Annotated in this window: 13 protein-coding genes and 1 pseudogene; 7 read left to right on the top strand and 7 right to left on the bottom strand. The window is 73.5% G+C overall.

Annotation, left to right across the window (positions count from 1 at the left end; all coding sequences use genetic code 11):
• Positions 1 to 9: 9 nt before the first annotated feature.
• Positions 10 to 579 (top strand): GNAT family N-acetyltransferase, encoded by a 570-nt coding sequence (locus ACSURM_RS22395; protein ID WP_436957407.1) that lies wholly within the window; start codon positions 10 to 12, stop codon positions 577 to 579.
• A 77-nt stretch (positions 580 to 656) separates the two neighbouring features.
• Positions 657 to 1,832, top strand: coding sequence for a winged helix-turn-helix domain-containing protein (locus ACSURM_RS22390; protein WP_436957405.1), 1,176 nt, complete (start codon positions 657 to 659; stop codon positions 1,830 to 1,832).
• Positions 1,833 to 1,835: 3 nt separating this feature from the next.
• On the opposite strand, the gene ACSURM_RS22385 is transcribed toward ACSURM_RS22390, so the two are convergent.
• The 7 genes and pseudogenes from ACSURM_RS22385 to mtnA all read right to left on the bottom strand — a co-directional run bounded on the left by ACSURM_RS22385 (position 1,836) and on the right by mtnA (position 10,736).
• Complete coding sequence (locus ACSURM_RS22385) at positions 1,836 to 2,582, bottom strand: response regulator (RefSeq protein WP_436957403.1); 747 nt, start codon at positions 2,580 to 2,582, stop codon at positions 1,836 to 1,838.
• A 203-nt stretch (positions 2,583 to 2,785) separates the two neighbouring features.
• Positions 2,786 to 3,478 carry a ribosome hibernation-promoting factor, HPF/YfiA family gene (hpf, locus tag ACSURM_RS22380; RefSeq protein ID WP_391342449.1) on the bottom strand — a complete coding sequence of 231 codons (693 nt, stop codon included), beginning with the start codon at positions 3,476 to 3,478 and terminating at the stop codon, positions 2,786 to 2,788.
• Between the two features lie 312 nt (positions 3,479 to 3,790).
• Positions 3,791 to 4,734, bottom strand: a pseudogene (locus tag ACSURM_RS22375) (ComF family protein).
• A 111-nt stretch (positions 4,735 to 4,845) separates the two neighbouring features.
• Complete coding sequence (locus tag ACSURM_RS22370; RefSeq protein WP_436957402.1) at positions 4,846 to 6,678, bottom strand: LpqB family beta-propeller domain-containing protein; 1,833 nt, start codon at positions 6,676 to 6,678, stop codon at positions 4,846 to 4,848.
• The gene (gene mtrB / locus ACSURM_RS22365) at positions 6,668 to 8,791 is read right to left on the bottom strand and encodes an MtrAB system histidine kinase MtrB (protein WP_436957400.1); all 2,124 of its coding nucleotides are present in this window, start codon (positions 8,789 to 8,791) and stop codon (positions 6,668 to 6,670) included. Before mtrB ends, ACSURM_RS22370 begins: the two co-directional genes overlap by 11 nt.
• 1 nt (position 8,792) lies before the next feature.
• Positions 8,793 to 9,482 (bottom strand): two-component system response regulator MtrA, encoded by a 690-nt coding sequence (gene mtrA / locus ACSURM_RS22360; protein WP_187279108.1) that lies wholly within the window; start codon positions 9,480 to 9,482, stop codon positions 8,793 to 8,795.
• A gap of 108 nt (positions 9,483 to 9,590) precedes the next feature.
• The gene (gene mtnA, locus ACSURM_RS22355; protein WP_436957398.1) at positions 9,591 to 10,736 is read right to left on the bottom strand and encodes an S-methyl-5-thioribose-1-phosphate isomerase; all 1,146 of its coding nucleotides are present in this window, start codon (positions 10,734 to 10,736) and stop codon (positions 9,591 to 9,593) included.
• A 140-nt stretch (positions 10,737 to 10,876) separates the two neighbouring features.
• Between mtnA and ACSURM_RS22350 the strand changes: the two genes are divergently transcribed.
• From ACSURM_RS22350 to ACSURM_RS22330, 5 genes are read left to right on the top strand one after another with little or no spacing between them, the layout of a single operon-like run.
• Positions 10,877 to 12,262, top strand: a complete 1,386-nt coding sequence (locus ACSURM_RS22350; protein ID WP_436957396.1) for a glycerophosphoryl diester phosphodiesterase membrane domain-containing protein — start codon at positions 10,877 to 10,879, stop codon at positions 12,260 to 12,262.
• Between the two features lie 4 nt (positions 12,263 to 12,266).
• Positions 12,267 to 13,040 carry a DUF4129 domain-containing protein gene (locus ACSURM_RS22345; protein ID WP_436957395.1) on the top strand — a complete coding sequence of 258 codons (774 nt, stop codon included), beginning with the start codon at positions 12,267 to 12,269 and terminating at the stop codon, positions 13,038 to 13,040.
• Positions 13,037 to 14,236, top strand: coding sequence for a DUF4350 domain-containing protein (locus tag ACSURM_RS22340; RefSeq protein WP_436957393.1), 1,200 nt, complete (start codon positions 13,037 to 13,039; stop codon positions 14,234 to 14,236). The genes ACSURM_RS22345 and ACSURM_RS22340 overlap by 4 nt, the downstream gene beginning before the upstream one ends.
• Positions 14,236 to 15,225 (top strand): AAA family ATPase, encoded by a 990-nt coding sequence (locus ACSURM_RS22335; RefSeq protein WP_436957392.1) that lies wholly within the window; start codon positions 14,236 to 14,238, stop codon positions 15,223 to 15,225. The genes ACSURM_RS22340 and ACSURM_RS22335 overlap by 1 nt, the downstream gene beginning before the upstream one ends.
• A complete protein-coding gene (locus ACSURM_RS22330; protein ID WP_436957390.1) occupies positions 15,225 to 16,535 on the top strand; it encodes a DUF58 domain-containing protein in 1,311 nt (436 codons plus the stop codon). Before ACSURM_RS22335 ends, ACSURM_RS22330 begins: the two co-directional genes overlap by 1 nt.
• Positions 16,536 to 16,629: the final 94 nt, after the last annotated feature.

Below are 16,629 nucleotides of genomic sequence, written 5' to 3'. Positions count from 1 at the left end.
AATCGGGCGATGGAACACGTCACGCTCACCACGGACCGTCTCGTGCTGCGCCCGGTCGGCCCCGAGGACACCGCCGCGGTGTACGCCGCCGCGCAGGACCCCGGCATCCAGCGCTGGACGACGGTCCCCTCCCCTTATCTGCCCGAGCACGCGGCCGGCTTCACGGAGCGGATCGTCCCCGACGGCTGGGCCCAGGGGTCGGTGTTCACCTTCGGCGTGTTCCTCACCGGCGGGGAGCTGGCCGGCATGCTCGCCCTGTCGACGCGCTCGCCGGGCACGGCCGAGATCGGCTTCTGGGCGACCAGGGAGCACCGCGGCCGGGGCTACGTCGTGGAGGCCACGCTCACCGCCTGCCGCTGGGCCTTCACCGAGGCCGGCGTGGACCGGGTCGAGTGGCGGGCCGAGGTCGGCAACCACGCCTCCCGCGCGGTGGCCGAACGCGCGGGCTTCACCGTCGAGGGCGTGCTGCGCTCCGGCGTCGCCAACAAGGGGGTGCGCCGGGACTGCTGGGTCGGCTCGCTGCTCCCCTCGGACCTGGGACTGCCGTCCACCGCCCCCTACCTGCCCGCGCGCCCCTGAGGCCCCTCGAGCCGCTGCCCCGGGCGAACGCGCTGGTCGTCGCCGACTGTCGGTGCCACCCTCTATCGTCACGGGACATGACGACCCTTCCGCGTCCCACCACCACGCTCACCGCGGACGACGCCCGCCGGATAGTCCTGCGGGCCCAGGGCCTGCTCGGCGCGCCCGACCGGCGCGCGGGGGTCCGCGGGGTGCTGCGCCATCTCGGCGCGGTCCAGCTCGACACCATCTCGGTCCTGGCCCGTTCCCACGAGCTCGTGCCGTACGCCCGGCTGGGCGCGGTCGGCCGGCGGACGGTGGAGGCCGCGTACTGGACGGACACCCACGCCTTCGAGTACTGGTCGCACGCCGCCTGCCTGCTGCCCATCGAGGAGTGGCCCCACTTCGCCTTCCGCCGCCGCGCCTACCGCGACCGCCCGCACTGGCACCACGAACTCCCCGACGGCGCCTACGACCAGGTGATCAAGCAGCTGCGCGCGGAGGGCCCGCTGACCGCCACGGAGCTGGGCGGCGCGAAGAAGACGAACGACTGGTGGGACTGGTCGGGCACGAAGGTCGCCGTGGAGCGGGCGCTGATGTACGGCGAGGTGGTCTGCGTGGAACGGCGCGGCTGGAAGCGGGTGTACGACCTCGCCGAGCGCGCGGTACCGGCCGAGCTGCTGCACGACGAACTGGACGACGCCGAGTGCCTGCGGCGCCTGGTGCGGCTGGCGGGCGAGGCGCTCGGTGTGGGCACGCGCGCGGACATCGCCGACTACCACCGGCTCAGGGGCGAGCAGGTCGAGTCGGTGATCGCGGACTCGGGTCTGGTGCCGGTGGAGGTGGAGGGCTGGGCCAAGCCGGCGTGGGCCGACCCGGCGGCCCTGGCGGAACCGCCGCGCGGCCGGCACCGCACCACGCTGCTGTCCCCCTTCGACTCCCTGATCTGGGAGCGGGCGCGCACGGAGCGGATCTTCGGCTTCACCCACCGGCTGGAGGCGTACGTCCCCAAGCCCAAGCGGGTGCACGGGTACTTCGCGATGCCGGTGCTCGCCGGCGGCCGGCTGGTCGGGCGGGTGGACCCGGCGCGCCAGGGCCGCACGCTGGTGGCCAAGCAGGTCACCCTGGACGGCCCGAAGGCGGTCCCGGCGGTGGCCCGGGCCCTGGCCGAGGCGGCGTCCTGGGTGGACTGCACGGACGTCCGCGTCGAGCGCGCCGACCCGCCGGAGCTGCGCGAGCCCCTCACCCGGGAACTCGCGGAACTCCTCGGCTAGGCGCTAGCGGATCTCCAGGATCTTCTCCCGCATCGCGTAGACCACGGCCTCCATCCTGGAGTGCAGCTGGAGCTTCTCCAGGATGTTGCGGACGTGGTTCTTCACGGTGTTCTCGGAGATGAACAACTCCTTGGCGATGTCCCGGTTGTTCATTCCCGTGGCGACGAGTTTGAGGACCTCCAGCTCCCGGTCGGTGAGCCGGGGCGCGGGCACCAGCCGGCGCTCGTCGGTGCGCTGGATCATCGACTTGAACTCGGTGAGGAGTTTCGACGCCATCGACGGACTGATCTGCGACTGGCCGTCGGCCACCGCGCGAATGGCGGTGGCCACCTCGTCGGTGGAGATCTCCTTGAGGAGATATCCGGTCGCGCCCGCCTTGATCGCGTCGTAGAGGTCGGCCTCCTCGTCGCTGATCGTCAGCATGATGATCTTCGCGCTGGGGGCCACCTCCTTGATGGAGGTGCACGCCTCGATCCCGCCGCGCTTCGGCATACGGACGTCCATCAGGACGATGTCGGGCAGCAGGTCGGCGGCCTTGTCGACGGCCTCGGCGCCGTCGCCCGCCTCCCCGACGACCAGGATGTCCTCCTCGGCGGCGAGCACGATCTCCAGGCCGCGCCGGAAGAGGGCGTGGTCGTCCACGACCAGGACTCTGATCGGCTCCTTGCGCGGCGCGTCCGCGCCGGGGTGCCTGCCGATGACAGCGTCGTCGGCGTCCCCGTCCCGCATCGGTCCGAAGGTGTCCGCCATCGTTCCTCCCCCTGAAGGCTGTGGCCTGTGGTCCTGTGCCATCGCCAACCCAAGGCAACGGCCCACCGGTTGGGCCGGTGCGGCCATGATTTCATGCCTGGGCGACACCGAGGTGACGTGCGGGGCGCGAAGTGGTCGCACGCCGGTGCCCCTGGGGGCGCACGCTCGCTCCAGGGGCACCGGCTGGGCTTCAGCCGGGTGCGTCAGCCGCCCAGCGTGCCCCCGGCCGTGGGGGTCTGCGCCTCGGTGACCATCGGGTCCGTGCTGAGATGGATCACGCCGTAGTCGTAGGCGTGCCGCCGGTAGACGACGCTCGGTTCCTTCGTCTCGGAGTCGACGAACAAGTAGAAGTCGTGGCCGACCAGCTCCATCTCGTAGAGGGCCTGGTCAAGCGTCATCGGGGCGGCGACGTGGGTCTTCTCGCGGACGACCAGGGGGCCTTCGCCCTTGACCTCGAGAGAGCCGATCTTCTTGGTCGGCACCCCGTCGGACTCCTCCTCCGCGGCGGCCAGGCCGTTGCCGTTCAGAGTCGCCGCGCCGGGGACGTGGTCGGGAACCTCGGCCGCCGAGATGCGGCGCGCGCCCCGGCGTGAGAACCGCTTGTCGTGCTGCTTGCGCAGCCGCGCGTCCAGCTTCTCCGCCGCCAGGTCGAGTGCGGCGTAGGGGTCGCTGGCCGCTGCCTCCGCCCGGATCACCGGACCGCGGGAGCGGAGGGTGATCTCCACTCGGTCACAGCGGTCGGCCTGCCGGGGGTTGGGCTCCTTGGACACCTCGACGTCGAGGCTGATCACCTTGGCATCGAGCCTCTGGATCTTCTCCAGCTTCAGCTTCTCGGCCACGTGCTTGCGGAACCGCTCGGGCACCTCGGTCTTGCGGCCCTTGACGACGATGTCCACGCAGAACTCCGTTCCCGGATCGCTCCGCTCCATCGGCGGAGCGTCTCCCTTTCGCACCAGGTCCGGTGATCACCGGACCTCGGACTCGGTGACTTCCACCTCCTCCTCCCCCATGGGCGAGATCTCCACCCCACCGGCGCGGGTGATTGCGGAAAACCGCGCGCGGCATTCGGATATGCGAGGTGTGTGGCCTGGGCCTTTCCTCACAACCGAACATATCTCGCCCGGAGCGATGTCGTCACCCTCTCTGCCGCCGCACCTCCGTTCAGGCGAATTAAGCCTCTCACTACCTGCAACGATGCACGTTGTCGATCAGTTCCTGTTTATTTCCAGGGAATCGGCGGGAGCGGCGATCACGGCGGCACGCGGCATCCGCGTGCGGGCGTTCGGCATCGCCTTTTCCGGTGCACTGTGCACCGACTCCGTCCTCTTCCGCTCTGAACCGATCCGTCGTTCCTCCCTACCTTCCCGGGTTATGGCCCGATACACGGCCGTTCCGCCATTGGCGCCGGATACCGCGGTCTCCCGCAGGGCCCGCGCCGCCTCCGCGAGACTGGCGCCCGTCGTCATCAGGTCGTCGACGAGCACGACGCGCCGGCCGTCGCCCAGCAGCGGGCCGCCTCCCGCCGCCACCTCCAGCGCCCCGGCGAGGTTCGCCCGGCGCCCCGCCGCGTCCAGCCCGGCCTGGTCCGCGACGGCCCGCCGCTGCCGCAGCACGGCCGCCACCCGGGCCGGCGTCCCGGTGCGCCGCAGCTCCCGCGCCGCCGCGAGCGCCATCCGCCGCACCGGATCGTGCCCCCGCGCCCGCACCGCCCACCGCGCGGAGGGCACGGGAACCAGCAGCAGGGGTTCCCGCCAGGAGTGCCCCGCCGGCCCGCCACCGGCACCCCCGCCCATACCGAGGCCGGGGCCGGGGCCGGGGCCGCTCACGCCGGGACCGAGACCGCCCGCGTCCTCACCGCCCGCCGCGAGACCCGCCCGCACGGCCCGCGCCAGTGCCACGCCCAGCGCTCCCGCGAGAGCCAGCGCGCCCCGCTCCTTGTGGGCCAGCAGCAGAGCCCGCACCTCCCCGCGTAGGGAGCCACCGCGTGCACCACCGGCAGCCCGGCCGGCTCCGGCACCGGCCGTGCCCGCCGCGGCACACCCCCGTCCAGCGTGGCCCGGCACCGCGGGCACAGCGCCGTACGAGGTGCCCCGCAGCCCGCGCAGTCGGCCGGCAGCACCAGGTCGGTGAGGTCCTGCCACCACCCCCGCATGACCACCACTGTGCCCGCACCGCCGCCGGCCCGCCACCCCTGTGGAAAACCGCCTGTGGACAACCGGGCGAATCACCCGACGGCCAGGAAAACCCGCAGGTCAGCGAGGTGTCAGCCCGGATAGACCGGCGCCGAACCGTCCTTGTCGACCTTCTGCCACTGCGCCCCGGACGGCAGCCGGACGATCCCGTCCTCCGAGTAGGCCACCAGCGGCACCCGCTCGTCCTCGGACGCGGCGATCGCCTTGACACTGGTGAGCGCGCCCGGGGCGGGACCGTCCAGCGTGGACCCGTCGGCCTGGACGTACCGCATCTGCTGCACGCCCCCCTGTTCCTGGCCGACGACCAGCAGTCTGCTGTCCCCGGCCCAGGAGATGGCGCTGACCTGCTCCAGGTCCGGTGTCGCCGAGCGCAGCCCGTCCACCGAGATGCCCTGCCCGGTGCCGTCGTCGTGCTGGATCCGGCCGATGAACAGGGACTGCTTGCCGTCCTTGGCCACGACCAGCGCGATCCGCGCGCCGTCGGCGGCCACCCGCGCGTCCGTGATCCGGCCCGGGAGATCGGGCACGGTGACCGGCACCGCTTCCTTCTCCCCCTCCTCGACGACGTACAGGCGGGGCCGGCGGGGGTCGCCGTCGGCCACCCACAGGTCCCCGTGGGCGTCCCAGCTCGGCGTGGTCAGCCGCTCGTCCGGAGCGGGCCCCTCGCTGGTCACCAGCGGCTCACCGAGCGAACCGCCCGACGCCAGCGAGGCCACGTACAGCGAAGCGCCCCCGTCGGCGACCCCGGCCGCGGTGTGCTCGTCCCGCGACACGGCCACCGACCGCAGCTCCCTGCCGCCCTGGCCGAGCGGACCCGGCACCGGGACGGACCCCGTGCCGGTGCTTCCGGTCGGCATCCGCACCACCCGGTGCCTGCCGTCGATGAAGTACACGTACTCCGGGCGCTTGGACGACCCGTGCCAGGCAGTGGCCTCGGCGCGCTCCTCGGTCACTTCGCACAGCCGGTCGCCGCCGGCCCCGCGCAGCTCGACGGATTCCAGCGTCGGCGCCAGGTTCCGCAGGGTGAACAGCAACTGCGTCGCCATCTCGGTGCACTTGCCCGTCGCGACCCGCGACGCCTTCAGGTTCAGCGGCACGGTCAGCCTGTTCTGGTCGTCCGGGGTCAGCCCGGACACGCCCTGGCGCAGCGCCGTACCGGTCGGGAAGCTGGACCTGACCACCGGCCCGAGCCAGGTGGTGGGCCCGTTCAGCAGCGACCGCACCATCTGCGTCATCGGGTCCACCTTGCCGCGCACGAACACCGGATCGGCGACCGCCACCGGCTGCCCGCCCGCCCCGACCGCCGTGTCGGAGGCGAAGTAGTACTTGTCGACGGGCGTGTAGTTGCGCTGGAAGTCCGACTTGCCCATGATGACGCCGTCCGGCAGCCCGTCGATGCGCCACTGCCCGCTCTTGGGGCTCTTCGTCAGGTGCAGCCTCTTGCGGTAGGAGCCGCCGGCGGGCTGGTAGGCCTGCTGCGCGTCGACCGTGGCGACCCGGGTGCCGGTCAGCACACAGGTGACGCTGTTGGTCTCCTCCCGTCCGCCCGGGCTGCAGTCGGTCTCGATGCTCGGCCCGTTCGCGAGGACGGTGGTCGACCGCTCCGGCCGCCAGCGGCTCGCCGCGTCGGCCGTCAGGTACTTGCGCGCCGTGTCGTACTCCGGGTCGTCGCTGGTCAGCGCCTCCAGGAAGCCCTGCATGATCTCGCCCGGACCGGCGCCGTCGGCCGGCGGCATGGCGAACACCCGTACCCCGGTGTCCTGCCGCGGCGTGGACTCCACATCCCGCAGGTCCCCGCTGTCGGGCATCGAGGCACACCCCGCCAGCAGTACGACGCCCAGGGCGGCGCACGCCACCGCGCGCCCCGACCGCCGCCGTGCGCCCCCCACGCGGTCAGCGACCACGGAATGCCTCCCCTGACTGCGTCGAGTCCTGCGGCGCGGCGGCGTCCGGCCGGGCCCCCGCCGCGTCCGGCACGTCCGGCGCCGGGCGCGCGCCGGGCTCGTCACCGGGACGCCGTACGCCCCCGGTGGGCCGGGGCACCACACGCGCGCCGTTGCCCTTGCCCGGCAGGGCGGTCGGATCCGCGGCCGGGGTGCCGGTGGTCAGCCGCGGCGCGATCGGCGCCCGCGGGGGCAGCGCGGGCGCCTGCGCGCCGGCCTGCTGCACCGGGACCGTCGCCCGCTTCTCCTCACCGGCGCACGGCTCACCGCCACCGCCGTCGAGGCCGCGGTTACGGCGCGAGTCCTTCGGCTCCAGCGGTATCGGCGAGCCCCGCAGCGGCTCGTCCGCGGTCCTCGGCAGCGTAAGCCGGAACTGGGAGCCGCCACCGGGCTCGCCCCATGCCTGCAACCAGCCGCCGTGCAGCCGCGCGTCCTCCAGGGCGATCGACAGCCCGAGGCCGGTGCCGCCGGTGGTACGCGCGCGTGCCGGGTCGGCCCGCCAGAAGCGGCTGAACACCCGGGTCGCCTCGCCGGGCTTCAGCCCGACGCCGTAGTCCCGTACGGCGACGGCCACCGCTCCGCCCGCGGCGGCGAGCTTGACGACGACGTCCTTGCCCTCGCCGTGCTCGACCGCGTTGACGACGAGGTTGCGCAGCACGCGCTCCACGCGCCGGGCGTCCGCCTCGGCGACGACGGGCTGCTGGTCGCCGACCACCCGGATGCGCGTGCCCTTGCGCTCGGCGAGCGGCTCGGCACCGCTCACCACCCGCCGCACGACCTCCCTGAGGTCTATCGGCTCGGCCTCCAGCGCGGCGGCGCCGGCGTCGAACCGGCTGATCTCCAGCAGGTCCGCGAGCAGCGACTCGAACCGGTCCAGCTGGTCGGCGAGCAGCTCGGCCGACCGCGCGGTCACCGGGTCGAAGTCCTCACGCGCCTCGTGGATGACGTCGGCGGCCATCCGGACGGTGGTCAACGGGGTGCGCAGCTCGTGCGAGACGTCGGAGACGAACCGCCGCTGCATCCGCGACAGGTCCTCCAACTGCTGGATCTTGACCTGGAGGTTCTGCGCCATCTTGTTGAAGGCCTCGCCCAGGCGCGCGATGTCGTCCTCGCCGGTGACCTTCATCCGCTCCTGCAGCCGCCCGGCGGACAGCCGCTCCGCGATCCCCGCCGCCATCCGCACCGGCGTGACCACCTGCCGCACCACCAGCCAGGCGATGGCGCCGAGCAGGACGACGACGAACAGCCCCGCCGTGGCCAGGGTGCCCTTGACCAGGCTCAGGGACTTCTCCTCCTGCGTGAGCGGGAAGAGGTAGTACAGCTCGTACGGGCGGCCGTTCGGGTCGTTGACCTGCTTGCCGATGGCGAGGCCGGGCTGCGGCTCCTTGCCGCCGGAGTAGACGATCCGGGTGTTGCTCTGCACGGCCGTCGTACCGCTGTTGACCCGCTCGCGCAGCTCGGCGGGCACGCTGGAGGTCGGGTTGACGTTCCCGGAGCCGCGCGGGCTCCGGCCGCCGCCGCTGTCGTCGCCGACGGGCAGCGTCACCACGTCGAAGGCGCCCGCGCCACCGCTGGACAGCGACTCCACGAGGTCGCTCATCCACTGGATTACGTTCTGCGACTGCCGTCCGTCGGCGGTCGCCGTACCGTCACCGGTCCCGGCCGCCCCGCCGGCGCCCGTACCGCTCACCGCCTCGTCGGCCTTCTGCTTGGCCACCGCGAACCCGCCCGTGGCCTGGCTCTGCGACGCCTTCACCTTGGCGTCCAGCAGGCCGTTGCGCACCTGCCCGATCACGACGAAGCCCAGCAGCAGGACGACGCCCAGCGACATCACCAGGGTCGTCGCGACCACCCGGAGCTGGATGTTGCGCCGCCACAGCCGCATCACGGGCAGCAGCGGACGGCGCACCCAGCGCGAGAACAACCGCAGCACCGGGCTGCCCTGCACCCCGCCGCGCAGCGGCCCGCCCTCGAACAGCCGCCGGAAGCGCGTACCCACCGCCGTCCGGCCGACAGGCCGCCCCGGACGGGTCCCGGGCCCACCGGGAACCGAAGCGGCACTGTCCCCGGTCATGTCAGCTCGGTCCGGCCTTGTAACCGACACCACGGACGGTCACCACGATCTCCGGCCGCTCCGGGTCCTTCTCGACCTTGGAACGCAGCCGCTGGACATGCACGTTGACGAGTCGCGTGTCGGCGGCGTGGCGGTAGCCCCACACCTGCTCCAGCAGCACCTCACGGGTGAACACCTGCCACGGTTTGCGCGCGAGCGCCACCAGCAGGTCGAACTCCAGCGGGGTCAGCGCTATGGACTGCCCGTCCCGCTTCACCGAGTGCCCGGCGACATCGATGACCAGGTCACCGATGGTGAGCTGCTCCGGCGCCGGCTCCTCCGACCTGCGCAGCCGGGCCCGGATCCGGGCCACCAGCTCCTTGGGCTTGAACGGCTTGACGATGTAGTCGTCGGCACCCGACTCCAGGCCCACCACGACATCCACGGTGTCGCTCTTGGCCGTGAGCATCACGATCGGCACCCCGGACTCCGCCCGGATCAGCCGGCACACCTCGATGCCGTCCCGCCCGGGCAGCATCAGATCGAGCAGCACCAGATCGGGCTTGCTCTCACGGAAAGCGGCCAGCGCCTTGTCGCCGTCGGCTACGAAAGACGGCTCAAAACCTTCACCACGCAGCACGATCCCGAGCATCTCGGCCAGTGCGGTGTCGTCGTCGACGACAAGGACTCGTCCCTTCATAAACGACATCATCCCATTCTCGTAACGGTGACCGGGGCGCTGGTGAGGCAGGTCACTGGCCCGTGACGATAGTCGTAGGGGACGGTCACTGTCTGCCCCCGGCCACCGGCGGCGGCCCGCTCAGGCGGGGTCCGCGGTACGGCGTGACCGGGCGCAGACCCCGGCAAGCGACTCCGCGGTCACCGGGGAGACGGCTCCCTGTTCGGTGACGATGGCCGTCACCAGCTCGGGGGGCGTCACGTCGAACGCCGGGTTGTACGCCTGCGTCCCCAGCGGCGCCACCGGTATCCCGCCCGCCGCACCGGTCGCCGCCACCTGGGGTGCCACGATCTCGGTCACCTCGAAGCCGGGCCGCTGCTCGACCTCGATGGACGCCCCGTCGGCAGTGTCCGGGTCGATCGTCGTCACCGGGGCCACCACGATGAACGGCACATGGTGGTACCGGGCGAGGACGGCCAGCGGGTAGCTGCCCACCTTGTTCGCCACCGAGCCGTCGGCCGCGATCCGGTCCGCCCCGATCAGTACCGCGTCCACCTCGCCCGCCGCGAACAGCGAACCCGCCGCGTTGTCGGTGAGCAGGGTGTACGGCATGCCGCTGCGGGCCGCTTCGTACGCCGTCAGGCGCGCCCCCTGCAGCAACGGCCGTGTCTCGTCCACCCACAGCCGCCGCAGCCGCCCCGCCCGGTGCGCGGCGAGCGCCACCGCGAACGCCGTGCCCTCCCCGCCCGACACCAGCGAACCGGTGTTGCAGTGGGTCAGGATCCGGTGCCCGCCGGCCGGCAGCAGTTCGTCCAGCAGCGTCAGCCCGTGGGCCGCCATCCGGGCGCTGGCCTCGGCGTCCTCCTGGTGCAGCGCCCGCGCCTCGGCCAGCGCCGCCACGGCGGCCGCCGTGGGGTCACCGGTGCGGGCCAGCGCCGCCCGGTGCGCGGACTCGGCCCGGCGCACCCCGACGGACAGGTTCACCGCGGTGGGCCTGGCCCCTTCCAGCGTCCGCGCCGCCTCGGGCACGTCGAAGCCCCGCGCGGCGGCGAGCGCGACGCCGTACGCCCCCGCGATCCCGAGCAGCGGCGCCCCGCGCACGGCGAGCGAGCGGATCGCCTCCACCAGCGCCGACGCGTCCGTGCACACCAACTCGACCTCTTCGGCCGGGAGCCTCGTCTGGTCGAGAAGGACCAGTACGGGACCCTCGGGTGGTTCCTCCCATCGGATCGCCGGTATCTCGTTCGGCCGCTTGTCCCCGCCGGTTCGCGCCTGCTGATCAGCCATGCCGTCAGTCTGCCCCGGATCCGGCGGACAATTGAAGAAGTCCCGCCCCCACTGCGGCCGGTACCCCGATGACCGGCCCATGGCACGATGGCTGCCAACCCGCCGCCGCGACCGCGGACGGGCACCGAGAAGGAGCTTCGATGACTGACACTCCGGGCTGGGCCTCGCCCGGATCCGCCCCGTCGTCCGAGGGGCGGGAACCCGGCGCGTCCGGCCCCGCCGAGCCCGCCGACCGCCCCGGCCCCGCCGAGCCCGCGCCGCGGCCAGGCCCGGACCCGCAGGGCCCCGGCGTGAAATGGTCCAAGGAGCAGCCGCCGCCCGGCCAGTGGTCGGCGCCCGCCGGCACTCCCGGGGCACCCGGCCCGCACCAGACCCCGCCGCCCCCGCCGCCCGGCCCCGGCTGGGGCGGTCAGCCCCCCGGCACCCCGGGCCCCGGCGGCTACGGCGGTCACGGCGGCGGACACCCGGGCCCGCCCGCCGGCCACGGCGGTCACCCGGCCTGGGGCGGCGGCTGGGGCGGACCGCCGCCCGCCGCCAAGCCCGGCGTCATCCCGCTGCGCCCGCTCGGCGTCGGCGAGATCCTCGACGGCGCCGTCTCCACCATGCGCACCTACTGGCGCTCGGTCCTCGCCATCTCGCTGGCGGTCGCCCTGCTCACCGAGACCGGCCTGGTCCTGCTGCAGGGCTTCGTCCTCAACGACGCCCTCACCGACACCACGCTCGACAGCGAGACCGCCACCCCCGGCGAGGTGCTCAGCAGCCTGCGCGACACCATGGTCGGCACCGGACTCCTCACGGTGGTCTCGGCAGCCGCCACCCTCGTCGCGACCGCCCTGCTCACGACCATCACCAGCCGTGCCGTGCTCGGCAGGCCGGTCAGCACCGGCGAGGCCTGGCGCGAGGCCCGCCCGCGGCTGCTCAAGCTGTGCGGCCTGCTCATCCTCCTCGGTCTGATCGTCTTCGGCGTCCTCGCCGTCGGCGCGCTGCCCGGCTTCCTGGTCCTGATCAGCGGTGGCGGCGACGCCGCGGGGGCCGCGCTGATGGCCCTGGGCATCCTCGGCGCCATCGTCGTCGCGGTCTGGCTGAGCATCCGCTACTACCTGGCCGCGCCCGCCCTGATGCTGGAACGGCAGGGCATCCGGAAGTCCATGAGCCGCTCCGCCCGGCTGGTGCGGGGCTCCTGGTGGCGCGTCTTCGGCATCCAACTGCTCGCCGGCCTGATCGCGAACATCGTCTCCGCGATCGTCACCATTCCCTTCGCCGTCATCGGCGCCGCCGCGAGCGGCGACGGCATGGCCGACTTCCTCGCCACCAACAGCGGACACGTCGGCTGGGCGTTCCTGATCATCCGGTCCATCGGCTCGGTGATCGGCACCACGCTCACCCTCCCGATCAGCGCCGGCGTCACCGCGCTCCTGTACATCGACCAGCGCATCCGCCGCGAAGCCCTCGACCTGGAACTGGCCCGCGCGGCCGGCATCCAGGGCCACGGCACCGGCGCCCCCGGTCCCGTCCCCGGGAGCTGACGCGGTGGGCCTCACGGGGGGAGTACTCACGGCGGTCCTGTCACCGGGCGGAACCACCGTCGTACGAGTCCGGCGCGCGTCGGACGGTGCGCTCCTGGCGGCCGGCGGCTCGGGCGACGAGCCGCCGGTGACCATCCCGCGCAACCCCGCGCGGGAAGCGGCCCGGCGCGAACTGTCCAAGGGGATGTACCACGAGAACGATCCCAGCCTGTTCCAGCGCGCCCTGAACGCGTTCTGGGACTGGCTCGACCGGCTGTTCGGCGCCGCCGCGTCGGCCACCCCGGGCGGCGCGGTCGGCCTGTTCGTCGTCGTCCTGTTCGCCGTCGCCGTCCTGGCCGCCCTCTGGTGGCGCCTCGGCACCCCCCGCCGCCGCCCCGCCTCCGCCGCGCCCCTGTTCGACGAGCGCGTCCGCAGCGCCGCCGAACACCGCGCGGCCGGCGAGGCACACGCGGCCCAGGGCCACTGGAACCAAGCCCTCCAGGAACGCATGCGAGCCGTGGTCCGCTCCCTGGAGGAACGCGCCCTGCTCGACGTACGCCCCGGCCGCACCGCCGACGAAGCCGCCGCCGAGGCCGGCCGCGCCCTGCCCGCGCACGCGGACCGACTGCGCGCCGCCGCACGCGAGTTCGACGACGTCACATACGGCGGGCGCGGTGCCGACGAGCAGTCGTACCGCCGCCTCGCCGACCTGGACCGCGACCTGGAGAACACCCGCCCGAGCCTCACCGGCAGTGCGGTCAGCACGGCCGACAGCACCCGCCAGGGGGCAGCCGAGTGACCACCGAGGCCCCACCGACGACCACCACCTCCACCGCCCCCACCGGCCACCGGCTGTGGACCCGGAGCCGCGGCATCGCACTCGCCGTCGTCCTCGTCCTGGCCGCGGCCGTCGCCATGGCCGCCGTACGCTCCACCGCCCACCACGGCGAACTGGACCCGCGCTCCGCCGACCCCTACGGCAGCCGCGCCGTCGCCGAACTCCTCGCCCAGCGGGGCGTGTCCACGCGCGTGGTCACCACCCTCGACGCGGCACGCGCCGCCACCGGCCCCGACACCACCCTGCTCGTCGCCGTGCCCGACCGGCTGACCCACCGGCAACAGGACCGCCTGCACTCCGCGATGGCGGACTCCGGCGGACGGACCGTCCTGGTCGCGGCCGGCAGCTGGTCCGTCGAACGACTCGCCCCCGGGGTCACCGCGGACCCCGCCGTCAGCGGCGACTCCACGCTCGCCCCGGACTGCGCCCTGCCCGAGGCCCGGCGCGCGGGCACCGCCGACACCGGCGGCCTCCGCTACACCACCGCCCACCTCGACGCCGACTCCTGCTACCCCAGCGAGCGCCTCGCCACCCTGCTGCGTCTCCCCGCGCCCTCCGGGAGCGGCGACACCGTCGTGCTCGGCGCGCCCGACATCCTCCACAACGACCGCCTGGACGAGCAGGGCAACGCCTCCCTCGCCCTTCAGCTCCTCGGCTCCCGCCCTCATCTGGTCTGGTACCTCCCCTCGCTGTCCGACGCCTCCGGCGCCCCGACGGACGGCCGGAAAGGCTTCTTCGACCTGCTCCCCTCCGGCTGGCTGTGGGCCACCCTCCAGCTGTTCATCGCGGCGGCCCTCGCCGCCTTCTGGCGGGCCCGCCGATTCGGCCCGCTCGTGGCCGAGAGACTCCCCGTCGCGATCCGCGCCTCCGAGACCACCGAAGGCCGCGCCCGCCTCTACCGCAAGGCCGACGCCCGTGACCGCGCGGCCGACGCGCTGCGCTCCGCCACCCGCACCCGCCTCGCCCCCCTCGCCGGCGTCCCCGTCGCCCAGGCGCACACGCCCGAGGCCCTGCTTCCCGCCCTCTCCGCCCGCCTGCCCGGCGACGGACAGGACCTGCACGCCCTCCTCTTCGGACCGCCGCCCGGCGACGACGCGGCCCTCATCGCCCTCACCGACCGACTCGACGCCCTCGAAAGAGAGGTACGCCGTTCATGATGGACCCGACCACTGACAACGCCGGGCAGAGCGGGGACGCGGGCATCGCCCGCACCGCGCTGGAAGCCCTGCGCGCCGAGATCGCCAAAGCCGTGGTCGGCCAGGACCCCGCCGTGACCGGCCTAGTCGTCGCCCTCCTGTGCCGCGGCCACGTACTCCTGGAAGGCGTCCCCGGGGTCGCCAAGACACTGCTCGTCCGCGCTCTCGCGTCCGCCCTGGAACTCGACACCAAGCGCGTCCAGTTCACCCCGGACCTGATGCCGAGCGACATCACCGGCTCCCTCGTCTACGACACCCGCACCGCCGAGTTCTCCTTCCAGCCCGGCCCGGTCTTCACCAACCTGCTCCTCGCCGACGAGATCAACCGCACCCCACCCAAGACCCAGTCCTCGCTGCTGGAGGCCATGGAGGAACGCCAGGTCACCGTCGACGGCACCCCACGCCCCCTCCCCGAGCCGTTCCTGGTCGCCGCGACCCAGAACCCGGTCGAGTACGAGGGCACCTACCCCCTCCCGGAAGCCCAGCTGGACCGCTTCCTGCTGAAGCTCACGATCCCCCTGCCGTCCCGCCAGGACGAGATCGACGTCCTCACCCGGCACGCCTCGGGCTTCGACCCGCGCGACCTGCGCGCCGCCGGCGTACGACCGGTCGCCGGCCCCGCGGACCTGGAGTCGGCCCGTGCCGCGGTCGCCAAGACGACCGTCTCACCCGAGATCACCGCCTACGTCGTGGACATCTGCCGCGCCACCCGCGAGTCGCCGTCCCTCACCCTGGGCGTCTCCCCGCGCGGCGCCACCGCCCTGCTCGCCACCTCCCGCGCCTGGGCCTGGCTGACCGGCCGCGACTACGTCATCCCCGACGACGTGAAGGCCCTGGCCCTGCCGACGCTCAGGCACCGCGTACAGCTGCGCCCGGAAGCCGAGATGGAGGGCGTGACCGCCGACTCCGTCATCAACGCCATCCTCACCCACGTCCCGGTCCCCCGCTGATGGCGCTCACCGGACGCGCCGCTCTCCTCGCGGCCCTCGGCTCGATCCCCGTCGGCGTCCTGGAACCGGGCTGGACGGGCATCCTCGCGGTCAACGGCCCGCTGGCCCTGGCCTGCGCCTGCGACTACGCGCTGGCCGCGCCGGTACGCCGCCTGCTGCTGACCCGCTCCGGCGACACCACCGCCCGGCTCGGTGACACCGCGGAGGTCACCCTGACGGTGACGAACCCGACCCGCAGGCCCCTGCGCGCCCAGCTCCGGGACGCCTGGCCACCGAGCGCCTGGCAGCCGGGCACCGAGACCGAGGCCTCGCGGCACCGGCTGACCGTGCCCCCGGGCGAGCGCCGACGCGTCACGACCAGGCTGCGCCCCACCCGCCGTGGCGACCGCCAGGCCGACCGCGTGACCATCCGCTCCTACGGCCCCCTCGGCCTGTTCACCCGCCAAAGCGCCCACAAAGTGCCTTGGACGGTACGAGTCCTGCCCCCGTTCACCAGCCGCAAGCACCTTCCGTCGAAACTCGCCCGATTGCGTGAACTCGACGGCCGTACCAGCGCGCTGACCCGTGGAGAAGGCACGGAGTTCGACAGCCTGCGCGAGTACGTGCCCGGAGACGACACCCGCTCCATCGACTGGCGCGCCACAGCCCGGCAGTCCTCCGTCGCGGTCCGTACCTGGCGTCCGGAACGCGACCGGCACATCCTGCTGGTCCTGGACACCGGCCGGACCTCGGCGGGCCGCGTGGGCGACGCGCCACGGCTGGACGCCTCGATGGACGCGGCCTTGCTGCTCGCGGCCCTCGCCTCGCGCGCGGGCGACCGGGTGGCGCTGCTGGCCTACGACCGCCGGGTGCGCGCTCTGGTCCAGGGCCGCACGGCCGGTGATGTCCTGCCTTCCCTGGTCAACGCGATGACGACGCTGGAGCCGGAGCTCGTCGAGACCGATGCCCGTGGCCTCACCGCCACCGCTCTGCGCACGGCGCCTCGGCGTTCCCTGATCGTGCTCCTCACGACGCTGGACGCGGCACCGGTGGAGCAGGGTCTGCTTCCGGTGCTTCCCCAGCTCACTCAGCGCCACACGGTCCTGGTGGCGTCGGTGGCGGATCCGCACATTGCCGGCATGGCCGAGGCCCGGGGCAACGTCGAGGCCGTCTACGAGGCGGCGGCAGCGGCTCGTGCGCAGGACGAGCGCCGGCGCACCGCCGAGCAGCTCCGTCGTCACGGGGTGACGGTGGTGGACGCGACTCCGGAGGAACTGGCGCCGGCACTCGCGGACGCGTATCTGACGCTGAAAGCGGCAGGCCGACTCTGAGCGCTCCTCACAAGAGTTCTTATCTGCGCAGTCCCTTCGGGGACTGCTATGCATGCACAACGCAGAAAACCCCCGCACCGTAAGGTGCGGGGGT

It is taken from the genome of Streptomyces sp. SudanB182_2057 (assembly GCF_964272715.1).
GTDB lineage: Bacteria > Actinomycetota > Actinomycetes > Streptomycetales > Streptomycetaceae > Streptomyces > Streptomyces rubradiris.
Note: the sequence above shows the minus strand (reverse complement) of the source record. Positions and strands in the feature narration are given on the sequence as shown.

Coding starts and splice junctions, on each gene's coding strand:
- ACSURM_RS22395 (WP_436957407.1), top strand. CDS start 10: ATGGAACACGTCACGCTCACCACGGACCGTCTCGTGCTGCGCCCGGTC.
- ACSURM_RS22390 (WP_436957405.1), top strand. CDS start 657: ATGACGACCCTTCCGCGTCCCACCACCACGCTCACCGCGGACGACGCC.
- ACSURM_RS22385 (WP_436957403.1), bottom strand. CDS start 2,582: ATGGCGGACACCTTCGGACCGATGCGGGACGGGGACGCCGACGACGCT.
- mtrB (WP_436957400.1), bottom strand. CDS start 8,791: ATGACCGGGGACAGTGCCGCTTCGGTTCCCGGTGGGCCCGGGACCCGT.
- mtrA (WP_187279108.1), bottom strand. CDS start 9,482: ATGATGTCGTTTATGAAGGGACGAGTCCTTGTCGTCGACGACGACACC.
- mtnA (WP_436957398.1), bottom strand. CDS start 10,736: ATGGCTGATCAGCAGGCGCGAACCGGCGGGGACAAGCGGCCGAACGAG.
- ACSURM_RS22350 (WP_436957396.1), top strand. CDS start 10,877: ATGACTGACACTCCGGGCTGGGCCTCGCCCGGATCCGCCCCGTCGTCC.
- ACSURM_RS22335 (WP_436957392.1), top strand. CDS start 14,236: ATGGACCCGACCACTGACAACGCCGGGCAGAGCGGGGACGCGGGCATC.
- ACSURM_RS22330 (WP_436957390.1), top strand. CDS start 15,225: ATGGCGCTCACCGGACGCGCCGCTCTCCTCGCGGCCCTCGGCTCGATC.